The sequence below is a fragment of the Dehalococcoidia bacterium genome (assembly GCA_028711995.1).
Taxonomy (GTDB): Bacteria; Chloroflexota; Dehalococcoidia; order SZUA-161; family SpSt-899; genus JAQTRE01.
The window spans coordinates 1-12,547 of sequence record JAQTRE010000084.1; the positions used below are offsets into that span (position 1 = coordinate 1).

At 54.4% G+C, this 12,547-nt stretch carries 11 protein-coding genes; 6 read left to right on the top strand and 5 right to left on the bottom strand.

The genetic code is table 11. From position 1 onward, the window contains the following. From PHV74_11035 to PHV74_11045, 3 genes are all read right to left on the bottom strand, one after another. The coding region (locus PHV74_11035; GenBank protein ID MDD5094894.1) for a glycoside hydrolase 100 family protein at positions 1-983 on the bottom strand (983 nt) is incomplete at its 3' end. A gap of 1 nt (position 984) precedes the next feature. Next, positions 985-2,127: a glycosyltransferase family 4 protein gene (locus PHV74_11040; GenBank protein MDD5094895.1), complete on the bottom strand. Its 1,143-nt coding sequence runs from the start codon at positions 2,125-2,127 to the stop codon at positions 985-987. Between the two features lie 15 nt (positions 2,128-2,142). Then, positions 2,143-2,769, bottom strand: a complete 627-nt coding sequence (locus PHV74_11045) for a PIG-L family deacetylase (protein ID MDD5094896.1) — start codon at positions 2,767-2,769, stop codon at positions 2,143-2,145. 282 nt (positions 2,770-3,051) lie between these two features. Between PHV74_11045 and PHV74_11050 the strand changes: the two genes are divergently transcribed. Then, positions 3,052-3,213, top strand: a complete 162-nt coding sequence (locus PHV74_11050) for a hypothetical protein (GenBank protein ID MDD5094897.1) — start codon at positions 3,052-3,054, stop codon at positions 3,211-3,213. 75 nt (positions 3,214-3,288) lie between these two features. On the opposite strand, the gene PHV74_11055 is transcribed toward PHV74_11050, so the two are convergent. Then, entirely contained in the window at positions 3,289-4,044 is a 756-nt protein-coding gene (locus PHV74_11055; GenBank protein ID MDD5094898.1) for a Vms1/Ankzf1 family peptidyl-tRNA hydrolase, read from the bottom strand. 27 nt (positions 4,045-4,071) lie between these two features. Further along, positions 4,072-6,447, bottom strand: coding sequence for an endonuclease MutS2 (locus PHV74_11060; protein MDD5094899.1), 2,376 nt, complete (start codon positions 6,445-6,447; stop codon positions 4,072-4,074). 305 nt (positions 6,448-6,752) lie between these two features. Here PHV74_11060 and PHV74_11065 point away from each other — a divergent pair, with 305 nt between their 5' ends. The 5 genes from PHV74_11065 to PHV74_11085 all read left to right on the top strand — a co-directional run. Then, entirely contained in the window at positions 6,753-7,778 is a 1,026-nt protein-coding gene (locus PHV74_11065) for a zinc-dependent dehydrogenase (GenBank protein MDD5094900.1), read from the top strand. 45 nt (positions 7,779-7,823) lie between these two features. After that, complete coding sequence (locus tag PHV74_11070; protein MDD5094901.1) at positions 7,824-9,017, top strand: pyridoxal phosphate-dependent aminotransferase; 1,194 nt, start codon at positions 7,824-7,826, stop codon at positions 9,015-9,017. A gap of 43 nt (positions 9,018-9,060) precedes the next feature. Further along, entirely contained in the window at positions 9,061-9,918 is an 858-nt protein-coding gene (gene nadC / locus PHV74_11075) for a carboxylating nicotinate-nucleotide diphosphorylase (GenBank protein ID MDD5094902.1), read from the top strand. 463 nt (positions 9,919-10,381) lie between these two features. Further along, positions 10,382-10,519: a hypothetical protein gene (locus PHV74_11080; protein MDD5094903.1), complete on the top strand. Its 138-nt coding sequence runs from the start codon at positions 10,382-10,384 to the stop codon at positions 10,517-10,519. A 172-nt stretch (positions 10,520-10,691) separates the two neighbouring features. After that, the coding region (locus PHV74_11085) for an aldehyde ferredoxin oxidoreductase family protein (GenBank protein MDD5094904.1) at positions 10,692-12,547 on the top strand (1,856 nt) is incomplete at its 3' end.

A 12,547-nucleotide genomic window follows, 5' to 3' on the forward strand; every position in this document is an offset into this window, starting at 1 on the left:
AAAAGTTTTTTCTCTGCCAGACGAAACTTGCCTGCGGCCACGATCGCCGAGATGTAAAAGCCACAGCCGAGAGGCCATATTCCCCCGTTATGATAGTTCCCCGGACGGTTGAACTGCTGGTATCGGGTGCGCCAATCCGGGTCTTTCGGTTGCATGTAAGGGAAGTAGATCGGGGGCAAGTCAAATGCCAGTTGTCCCTGTTGACGTAATTCCTGACACTGGCTTTCAACCCATGTAACTATTTTGCCGGCCCTGGATGCAGATGCAAGGCCGGATAGAATGGCCAGACTGTTGCCGATAAGATCGAAGCGCTCATCACTGTAGATTTTATATGACCATGTGGCGTAGTATGGTTTCCCCGGCAAAGCAAGTCCTTCAGGGAGATGAGTATCTCTGCGTCCGCCTCGGATGATGAATCGGCCCATCATGTTTTCGAGGAAGAGGGCTTTTTCTGTCTGGCCATACAGCCGCAGATAGCTATAGACAATGGCATTCAGGTAGAGACCGTATCCCAGAACCCACTGCTCATCTCTCCAATCGCTTGTGGGAAGTTGAGCGACGATCACCCGATCTGATGGACTCTGGTAATCCATCCACGTCATGGCCTTGCGAACTGCTTCTTCCAGAAAGTCAGCTTCTCCGGTAACCTTCCGAAACAATCCGACCGTTAGGATGAAAAGGGGTGTTGTATCGGTGGTGTCGCGCTCGTCAGGGTCATGGACAAGCCCTGGAATTTGGCCCAGACGGCTTTGATTTTTTGCCAGTGTCTGAAGTACTCGCCGCAGACCTTTAATGAGTTTCTGGTCTCCGCTGGCGAGGATGCCCAGCGACGAAATCATCATGTCACGGGTGTAGGACTCTGGATAGCCCCAGCCGGCCGTTCTGGGCAGCGATTGATATGGCCCTCCGCGAAAATTGTGTAGCAGGACATCTGTTGCTGCTTGCTTGGCCTCTTCTACTAAGGCAAGCTGTTCCGGTTTCATATCAGGATAACCCCAATCTCTCGGAAACGATCTTGACGAAGTTTTTGGATACAACGCGATAGTCATAATTTTCCACCACCCGCTTGCGTCCTGCTTCGCCCATGCGCTGGCGAAGCTTAGCATCCTGCATCAGCTTCTTCAAATACTCCGCAAGATCATGCACGCTGGCCCGGTAATCGACTGTATGGGGAACCTTGAACACCACCCGATGTCTCGGCTCGTAGCCGGATTCTTCGCCAACCAGGGCCTCTTTGAGCACCACTTCCTGAGCCACGCTGGCCAGAAAGGCGGTCTTCTCGTGAACCATCGTTTCCGTTAGCGACATGGCATCGATGCTGATAACGGGCTTACCGCATGCTCCAGCCTCTATCTGAGGCATGCCGAATCCCTCCAGCCGTGAAGGCGCAGCGTAGATATCGCAGGCTGCCATGAGGAAGGGCATGAAGTTGCGTGAAACGATGCTGTTGAGATAAATAACATTCTTTTCGATGCCCAGAGAAGAGGCCAATTGCAGGTCCATCAAGTTCTGATGCGTTGTCCGGGGTTGCGGCCAGACTTTGCACACATATTTCCAGTCGCACGCTTTCTTATCGATAGTCGCCAGCGCTTGCATCACTTCCTGGGCGCCTTTGGAAGCCGCATCCCCGCCAACGGTAAGGATCATCAGCTGATCGGGAGAAATGCCAAGCGCCTCCCGGATGAGAGAAACCTTTGGGTCCTTCTTTTCGCGGGGGATGAAGGCGGCGGTATCGATGCCTACCGGTAAGACCTCCATGTTCTTGCCGGTGAGGCCCCCTCGGATGTAGGTCTCTTTCACCCACTGAGATGTCGTCAGGATAAGCGGCAGGGAGTCCAGCGTCTCCTGGTAGTTGGCAATATAGCCATCGGCAACCACCCAGGGAATCGGCAGAACACCGTAGCGTTGAGGATGGAGCACTAGGTCTGGCGTATGCCCCCAGTATCCCACACCTACCACCACATCCGGTTTAAACCAGCGGTAATACCATTCTTTCTCTTGGGGGGCGACCGGATTAACAGGATAGGCGTCAACGCCAAGTTCCTTGAGGCCCCGGTAGAGCATATCGCCCTGGGTGGCCAATCCGCCGGGCGAGGGTGGATACTCATACTGAACCAGTACTTTCATTGCTCCTTCCTTTCCTTACTCAACATTCATCCATTTCTGCAATTCAACAGCAGACTGAAAGCACCAGAAGGCTTCCTGCCGCTGGACGATCTCAGCTTCGTAGCTATCAGGAGAGAAGCCATAGAGTTCAGTGATGAGGCGATACTTCTGCCGCCAGATATCCTCAGGGATATCGATGATTCGATGGGCGGTCTTGACGGGGCGAGGCAGATAGCGTTTATCGCCATCCTCATAAGCGAACATCCATATCTGGGTGACGGAAAGGTTCCCCCTGATCCAGAGGGCGGCAACAGCTCGGCTGGTCTCTTCATGGCGAAGATGTCGGGTATATTCCCCATGCGGACTGTGTGTCAGGATGAGGTCGAAATGCGTTTTGGGCAATAAGGAAAGGATCATCTGTTCGACTTCTAACCCCGGGAGTGGCTGTTGATGCGGACTGTCATCGAGATCGCCGATACTACCTTTAGCTGCGAGTACTCGGAGCACTCGTCCGAATTTCGGAGCTCGATCCGGATCACTTGCACGACATAGTGATATCACCTGCCACTGCCACTCCGGGTGCATAAGTATTGTGCCTCCGGCCCAGATCGTTTCATCGTCTGGGTGAGCCACAATGACTGCGGTCCTGGTCATTTTACCCATCTTCGTTTTCGGGTTTGATGGTATTATACCACCCTGGTGAACGACAGTGTACCTATATTTCCAGTATTCCCCCCGGATTTTCCATCCCGACGTGGTCCGGACCTCAAATCCCCGATCGCGGTCAAGGGTTGAGTCAGACTTACTCAGCACCCCACTAGGGCGGAAATGATTTCATGCACGAATATCGAAGTCAATCATCGTGTAGATGGTTGACGGGAAAGGGCTGTCCGATGTAAATTATCGAGGATGTTAACATCCGCAGAACCCTGGCAGGAGGAGCCAATGACATACCAGGACGCGCAGGCAAAAAGTGAGAGAAGTCTCGTTGAGAGACTGAAAGACCGCTTTCAAAGGCTGGGAAAGGGCGAGTGGAGATCTGCGCCGAAGCTTTTTCGTGATGCTGAAGCCAAGCCAGATCCAGTCTCAGTTGATCGCTTTAAGTAGGATACAACCTTATTACTCCCGTTCATGCCATCTTTGCATACCTGGCACGATGTGGCATATGTAGTTGAGTCTGCCCTAATTGTTTTCAATCCACTCTGTCAGACTGCTGGACCACACATCGGCGATTGATTCTTCCAGTGTTGCCTGTCGTGGGGCTCGCACGTTCAGAATCGATTCCATGGTGCGGTCATCGAAGGTGGTGAGAAAATGGCATTGTTTGCGGAATTTCAGGAGGGTGAAGCGCTCCCCGCCGTAGATGACGTGGTCGATCTTTCGGCCGTGAGGCTCCAGATGCTCTCGGGCGTGGGCGCAAACCCGGGTGAAGAACATCTCCATCTGCTTCTCCCGGTGTCTTTCGAAGCGCTGCGCCGAAGAACCTCCCTGTCTGTGACGGCCGTGAACCAGGCCCGTTCCCACTTTGCTGGACAGGCGTTTCTCCCCCTCAAATACACCGATGGCATAGTCCCCCAGGCGGACCAGGATCAGGGCAATCAGCAGGTCCCGTCCCAGCAGCGAACGCAAAGCTCCGACGTCGTAACCGGGGGATACCCTTCTTTCCCCGATGGGGAATGGCGGCAGCACCAGGCATCGATGGGTTTGCCCCCAGAAAAGGATGGCGCCTGTTTTCGACTTGGTGATCCGCTCGGCAAGATCGGGAGGAGCCTCACCTTCTCCGGGCAGGATTTCAAACGCCTTCTGTAGTTCGGATGCGGAAAAATCGGCAGGGATGTAGAGAGACGTAGCTGGACCGGTGGCAGCCTCCACCTCGTTCAGGAAGCGGAGCATCCGGGATCGATTCATGGTGCGATGTTGGGGTATTAACATAGGCATTCTGTGTGCGGTTATCTAGCGATCCCATTACATCTTCACTACGGTCACCCCATCCCCACCTTCTCCCTGCTCTCCCGGCCGGAACGATTTGACCAGCGGGTGCGAAGTAAGCATGTCCCGCACGATCTGACGAACCGTGCCCGTTCCGTACCCATGAATGATGCGCGCCTCGGGGACGCCGGAGAGCGAGGCATCGTTGAGGTAGCTATCCAGCTCCGGCTCAACTTCCTCGGCCCGTTTTCCTCTCAGATCGAGTTCCAGCAAGCGCTTCCTTCGAGGAGAATCGCGCTTCACGGTGTACGATGTAGAAAGGGACCTTTCTGATGGAGGCGCTATCTTCTCTACTTCCGACACATCTACCCTGACCCGCGTTTGTCCGGCCTGAATTTCAATCTGGTTGCTCTTCTCCGATAGCGAGAGAACCGTTCCGGTGAGGTGGGTATCGATCAGCCGCACGTGATCGCCCTCGGCAATCCGTTCCTCCACCACCTCTTTGCCGGTGCGCTCGATCTTCGGTTGCCATGCGGGACCAGCCAGTTGCTCATGGACGGTCTTTAGTGCCTGCCTGGATTGGTCGATGCTTTCTTTGGTCCTCGCCTTTTTCAGCTCCGCCGCTGCGCTTCGGATTTGTCTCTGCAACTCCGAAGCCTCAGTGGCGATCCTGTCTCTGGCCTCTCGAAGGGCATATTGTTCTTGCTCCTTCAGCCTTCGCATGTCGGTTTCCAGATTCTCTCTGAGACGATCGATGGCAGCCTTTTCCTGATCCAGTTCTTCACGCAGGATTCGGGTATTTTGCTTCTCATGCGTCAGGTCGGTCAAAAGCTCCTCGATCTCCACTGCGCCTTTGGACAGCATTCCTTTGGCAGAGGCCACGATCTCCTCCGGAAGTCCCAGACGTGAAGCAATCGCCAGCGCATTGCTGCCGCCGGGGATGCCCATCGTCAGACGGTAGGTTGGCCCCAGCGTGACAGGATCGAACTCGAAAGAGGCGTTCTGCATTCCAGACGTGGCGTGGGCGAAAATCTTGAGTTCGCTGAAGTGAGTGGTCGCCACCACGAACGTTCCCCTTTGCAGAAAATGAAGCAGGACTGATTGTGCCAATGCGGTGCCCTCTGCGGGATCGGTGCTGGTTCCCAGTTCGTCCAAGAGCACCAGGCTTCTGGAGGTGGACATTCGCAGAATCCGCACAATATTGCTCATATGCCAGCTAAAAGTGGAGAGGGTTTGCTCGATGCTCTGTTCATCCCCGATATCGGCAAAGACGCCGTCGAATACGGGCAGACAGCTTTCCTCGGAGGCGGGAATGGGCATGCCCGACTGAGCCATCAACGTCAAGAGTCCGATCGTCTTGAGCGCAACGGTTTTACCGCCGGTATTCGGTCCGGTGATAATGAGTGTGGAGAAGTCATCGCCCATTTCAACTGACAGGGGAACGGCCTTCTCTCTCAATAGCGGATGCCTGGCGTCGATCAAATTCAGCCCGATTGCATTCGCCTGTCCAACCTCGCCGATATCGATGATGTGGGGTTCAATCGCTTTTGCTCTCTCGGCATATCGCGCCTTCGAGAGCGCCAGGTCCAGCTCGGCGATCAGCGCAATATCTTGAGATATGGCAGCGCTATTGGCTCCCACCTCTGCGCTCAGGTCTGAGAGAATCCTCTGGATTTCCCGCTCCTCTTCCAGCGCCAGTTGCCGCAGCTTGTTGCCCAGTTCCACTGTTCCGAAGGGCTCGATGAATACGGTGGCTCCGGTGTTGGAGACGTCATGAACAATGCCTTTGATATCCTTCTGGAATTCCACCTTGACGGGGATGACATATCGGCCTTCTCTTTCGGTGATCAGCGACTCTTGCAGCAGACCTTGACTGGTGATCGATCTAACGATGCCTTCCAGCTGGCGGAGGAGCCGCTGACGCGTTTCTCTCAATTGCTGTCTCAGCTCAGCCAGCTTTGGCGAAGCGGAATCCGATATTTCCGAGGCGTCATCGATACACCTGCTGATCTCCTGTTCCAGATGCGGCATAGGAACGATTCTATTGGTAATCTCGTAGAGCGCAGGCAGCTCCGATGCCAGTTTGCCAATGTTGGTGTGCAGTTTGTTTGCCGATGCCAGGGTTGAGGCAATATCCAGGAGTGTGAGAGGATCGAGTGTTTTCCCCCTCGAGGCTACTGCTACACTCTCGCGAACATCCCGAGCCCCGCCGATGGAGAATCCCGGATTGCCTGCGAGAAGCTGGCGCGCTTCGGCGGATTGTCTGAGCCAGAGAGAGACCAACTCCCCGTCGGCGGAAGGCATGAGGTTGAGGACCAGTTCCCGGCTCACCGGAAAAGATACAAAGCTAGCGAATATCTCCCTCACTTTTGGGAATTCCAGCATGTGCAGGCTTTTTTCGTCGATGTTCATGGCACTTCCGTAGAATCATTCTACGGGGTTATTGGGCGGATTGCCACCCTTGTCTTGATGCCGTGGATTTTTGACCGTTCTGAGCGTCGTGATGAAGGAGAACAGATAAATGTCTGGAGGGTGGCATCTCTAACGCGCGAAGCCCCATCCAACCCAGAAAGAAGAGTTGTGGGCAGGAGGTCAATAATCCGCACTTCAGGCTAAACATCATTGCAGCCAATAGGTTGCCCTTTTCCGTGTGGTAAGATATTATTTCTGTGATTATCGAACAAGTCGGCTTCCGAATAGGGAATCAGCAGAGTATTATGCGTACATCCGTATATCACAACAACAATGACGTGCGCCTGGAGCAGAGGCCGGTTCCAAATATTGGAGCCGGTGAGTTGCTGGTAAAGGTGATGGCTAGCGGCATCTGTGGTAGCGACGTAATGGAATGGTATCGCATCCCAAAGGCGCCGTTAGTGCTGGGCCACGAGATCGCTGGGGAGATCGCCAAAGTCGGTGAGGGCGTTCACTCATTCAAAGTTGGGGGGCGGGTGTTCGTTTCTCACCATGTTCCCTGCATGGCGTGCCATTATTGTCAAAGCGGGAATTACACCGTCTGCGATACGCTTCGCAGCACCAACTTCGATCCCGGCGGCTTTTCCGAATACCTCCGTGTCCCGCAGATCAACGTTCGTAGCGGCACCTTTGCTCTGCCTGATGAGGTCTCGTATGAAGAGGGGACGATCGTCGAACCGCTGGCCTGCGTGGTCAGAGGTCAGGAGAAGGCAAGATTCCGGCCGGGGCAAAGCGTGTTAGTGCTCGGCAGCGGCATTTCGGGCATTCTGCACATTCAACTGGCTCGCGCCAGCGGCGCCAAACGCATCTTCGCCACCGATATCAGCGAATATCGACTCCAGGCAGCGATGCGATTCGGGGCCGACGCCGCTTTCCTCGCCGACCATGATGTGCCCGGCCGGATGCGGGACTTGAACGATGGATATCTTGCCGATCTCGTCATCGTATGCGTCGGAGCGCCTCAAGCGATATCGCAGGCACTGAAATCGGTGGAACGAGGTGGAACCATCCTGTTCTTCGCCCCGATGTTGCCAGGTCAGACCTTTCCGATGCCAATCTATGATCTCTGGCGTGACGGCATCACAACGACTGTCAGTTATGCCGGAAGCCCTGCCGATATCGACAAGGCCATCGAACTGATCCGTTCGCGAGCCATCAATGCGAAAGGCATGATCACCCATCGGCTGGGTTTAGCCGAAACTGGCCGGGGATTTCAACTCGTCGCTCAGGCGCAGAATTCCCTGAAGGTAGTCATCGAGCCACAGCGATGAGGGCATCGGCCAAATGTGCTAAACTTACACTTGGAGGGAAAAAGCATGACCCTATCGAGGAGAGCCCAATCTATCAGTCCTTCGCCCACCCTGGCCCTGACGGCAAAAGCTCGCGCTCTGCGCGCCAAGGGTATCGACGTGATCGGATTCGGGGCCGGGGAGCCGGATTTTGATACGCCCGACCACATTAAAAAAGAAGCTGTCAAGGCTATATCGGAAGGATTTACCAAGTATACGCCAACATCCGGCATCCCGGAACTAAAAGAGGCGATCTGCAAGAAATTCAAAGACGACAACGGCCTCGACTATGATCCGTCCCAGGTTGTGGTCTCCTGCGGAGCCAAACACAGCCTGTATAATATTATGCAAGTCCTTTGTGACGAGGGGGATGAGGTCATCGTGCCTGCTCCTTATTGGGTCAGCTACACTGAGCAAGTGAACGTAGCCGGAGCTAAGCCCGTAATCATTGATACCAAAGAAGATACCGGCTTCAAGATCACCCCCAAAATGCTCGGAAATCACATCAGCGATCGAACCAAGTTATTGGTGATGAACAGTCCTTCCAATCCCACAGGAGCCGTCTACTCCAGACAGGAATTAGAGGCCATTGCCAGGATTGCCGTTGATCGGAAAATATGGGTCATCTCCGACGAGATCTATGAGAAACTCATCTACGATGATGCCAAACACGTGAGCATTGCCTCTTTGGGGTCGGAAATAAAAGCGCGGACCCTGGTGGTCAATGGCGTCTCCAAAACCTATTCCATGACCGGATGGCGTATCGGGTATGCAGCCGGAGATAAACAGGTCATTGGTGCCATATCCAACTTACAGGACCATTCGACCTCCAATCCGACCTCCATCTCCCAACGGGCTGCTCTGGCCGCACTGACCTCGCCGCCCGAATTCGCGCGGCAGATGGCTCAGGAGTTCAAGAAACGGCGGGATTACATGGTCGAGACAGTGAACCGGATTCCGGGCCTCTCCTGCATTATGCCAAAGGGTGCGTTCTATGCCTTCGTGAATATATCGGGGCTTATGGGCAAGGCTTTCAAAGAAAAGACGGTCAACACGTCCATGGGCCTGACCGAGTTGCTTCTGGCCGAGGCCAACGTGGTTGTCATCCCCGGCGGGCCTTTTGGCGCAGATGACCATATTCGTCTTTCCTATGCCGTCTCAATGGACCATATTGTGACCGGGCTGGAGAGAATGCATCAAGTGATCAAACAGATGAAATAGAAGGACTTGCCAGACGAAACGGATCACGCACCACTGATGACCTATGGATCAGAAACTAATCGAATCCATCATCACTAATGCTCTTGCGGAAGACCTTGGCCAGGGGGATGTGACGACCGATACCCTCATCCCCGCTCATCTGGAAGCCAGAGCTTCCGTGTTGATCAAGTCTGAAGGCGTTTTGGCCGGGATCGAGGTGGCGGAATCGGTTTTTCGAAAAGTCGACCCCACTCTTCATTTCGAGAGATTGGTTCAGGACGGCGCCATGGTATCTCCAGGCGCAATTGTTGCCGAAATCAACGGGAAAGCGGCCAGCATCCTCAAGGCAGAGCGCGTGGCGCTTAACTTCCTGCAACGTCTGAGCGGTATCGCTTCCCAGACAGCCCTTCATGTTGCGGCCGTATCGGGAACGAAGGCCAAAATACTCGATACCCGTAAGACAAGTCCCGGCTTGAGGCCTATCGAAAAGTACGCTGTTCGAATGGGTGGGGGACAAAACCACCGCTACAATCTGTCCGATGGCGTACTTATCAAGGATAATCACCTGGCGGCACTGGCAACTCAAGGCATTGGACTAGGAGAAGCGGTCAAGCGAGCCAAAGCAAAAGCTCCCCAGGGGCTCAAGATAGAGGTCGAAGTGGAAACTGTGGAGCAAGCGGGGGAAGCTCTGGATGCCAGAGCGGATATCATCCTGCTGGACAACATGGGGATAGAAGAAATGCGCCGAGTGGTGGACATGGCACGCGGGATTGCGCTGACCGAGGCCTCCGGCGGAATTACCCTCGCCAACTTGCGCTCGGTTGCCAAAACCGGCGTCGACTTCATCTCCATCGGAGCGTTAACCCATTCGGCCAAAGCCCTGGATATCAGCCTCGACATCGATTTTCATACGGCACGTTGATAAAAGAAAAGGGGCCGCTGAACAAGCGGCCCCTTAACATCAACTTCTCTGAATCTGACCCTTTCCCCGGCGATTACTGCCGGATGGGGTTTGCCTGATTTGAGGCAACAGCCCCGATCCCTACGAGACCACTGGCCCGATCCAAGTCTGCATATGCCCTGCCTTGCCACCCAGACAGGGCATTAGGAATAAACCTCCATCACCCCGTACACGAGAAAAATCTTCATGTCCGCCTCCTCTCATCAGTATTCCTAATCAGGTTTCCTCATTATAAGTTATCTTTCATTCAAAACAAATAGTACAAAAGTCCCCGTGTTTTCGGTAGATAAAAGCCATGTTTTGTGAAAGGTTCCATGAAAAGGGCATCCTCCTTTCGCTTGAGCATGACATGACACTAGGTTACCCCGTGCGTAGCATAAGGAATAGTCCAATTGATTTCAAACCTCAACACTTCTACGTTGGTATGGATGTTCATAAGAAACACTGGATGGTTTCAATCCGGAACAATGGCCTCGTGCTGAAAACCTTCTCCATGAACCCATCGCCGGAGATGCTCAAGGATTATCTGAAAGGGTTTATCGAGATATTAAGGCATAATTGATTAAAGGCGCGGGCAAGCCCATGAAACCCAGCTTTGGAAATGGTACAATAAGCGGGGCAGGTTACCGCGACATGATATCATCGGACCTAATGGACATACGGATTACATCCTCACGGATGCCATTCCCCTTCAAAACAGTCCCAGACCACTTCATCGAAGGAGACACGTTAGCATGGCAAATCTATTCGGCTACATGGGGCGCATTCTTTTCGTTGACCTTTCCACCGGGCAACTGGCAGAAGAATCGATCGAGGAGCACGTCTACCGGAAATTCCTGGGAGGGTATGGCCTGGGAGCCAAAATCCTGTACGATCGCATGTTGCCCAACACCGACCCTTTGAGCCCGGAAAACATCCTCGGCTTTGTTACCGGCCCTTTGACGGGGACGGGAGTCATTTCCAGCAGTCGATTCACCGTGGTGGCCAAATCCCCCCTCACCGGCTTATGGGGAGACGCCAACTGCGGGGGAACCTTCGGACCGCAACTGAAGCGCTCAGGGTACGATGCTATCTTCTTCACGGGCAAATCCACCAAGCCCGTTTATCTCTTTGTGGACAACGGCAAGGTGCAAATCAAGAGCGCCGAACACTTATGGGGCAAAGATGCCTATGAAACCGAGCAAGCCGTCAAAAAGGAGCTGTCCGATCGCGTTGCGGTGGCCTGTATCGGCCCAAGCGGTGAACAATGCTCCCGGATCGCCTGCATTATCAATGACATGGGGCGCGCGGCGGGAAGATCGGGACTCGGCGCGGTCATGGGATCAAAGAACCTCAAAGCCGTGGCCGTTAGCGGTAAACAGACCGTCACAGTGGCGGACCGGGACGCCATCAAGCGGCTGAATCGAAGCATCATGAAGGCCGTGCCCGTCAAGCCCTCTCGCTTGCAGCGCTTAATGACTAAAGCAGCTATGCCATTGATGCCTTTCCTGGCCAGACACAAGGTGTCCTTTCCCATGCCGACGTCAATGGTGGCGCAGACCTTTACCTATTATGGCACCTGCGGAGGACTGGCGGCTTCCGTGGCCTTGCAGGACTCTCCCATCAAAAACTGGAAAGGCGGGCAAAAAGACTTTCCCCTCGGCACAGCGTTAAAGATCAGCGATGATGCGGTGATCAAGTATGAGAAGCGAAAATATGGCTGCCAGGGATGCCCGGTCAAGTGCGGCGGGATCATGGAGCAGCGGACTGGCCCTTATGCCCTCCGGGAGGAATCGCACAAGCCGGAATACGAAACCCTGATTGCCTTTGGCGCGCTATGCCTGAACGACAATCTGGAGTCGATCATCCTGGCCAATGACATCTGCAACCGATACGGCCTTGATACTATATCCGCTGGTGCAGCCATCGCTTTTGCCATCGAGTGCTACGAGGAAGGTATTCTGACCCGCGATGATATCGGCATGGAGCTATCCTGGGGAGACCATCAGGCCATTCTCGCCCTGCTCCGGCTGATGTGTGAGAGGAAAGGTTTCGGCGATGTTCTGGCCGACGGGGTCAAGGTCGCCGCGGATAGAATCGGGAAAGGAGCGGAGCGATTTGCCATACATGTCGGCGGGCAGGAACTGCCGATGCACGATCCCAGATACACGCCGGGGTATGGAGCGACTTATATTCTCGATCCCACCCCGGCCAGGCACACCGCCGGAGGTGCGGCGGACAGCGAATTTGGACTGATCAGCCGGATGATCAATGTGCCCAAGATTTCCAAGACCGATTATGCCCGCAAGGGCAAGGTCCATGTTCCCCATGCCAGATTGCGGCAGATCGTAAACTGCAGCGGGCTGTGCTATTTCCCCACCCTGATGATGGCCGAATACCCCATCTTCGAGTTGCTCAATGCGAGTACCGGTTGGGATCTGACCCCTGAGGAGTGGTTAAAGTCGGGCGAGCGCATTCAGATGCATCGTCATTGTTTCAACCTCAGGGAAGGCTTCACGCCGGGTGATTTCCAACTCCCCCCCAGAGCAAAAGGCGTACCGCCATTTTCTTACGGACCGCTGAAGGGCGTCACCCTAGATGAAGATGCCAT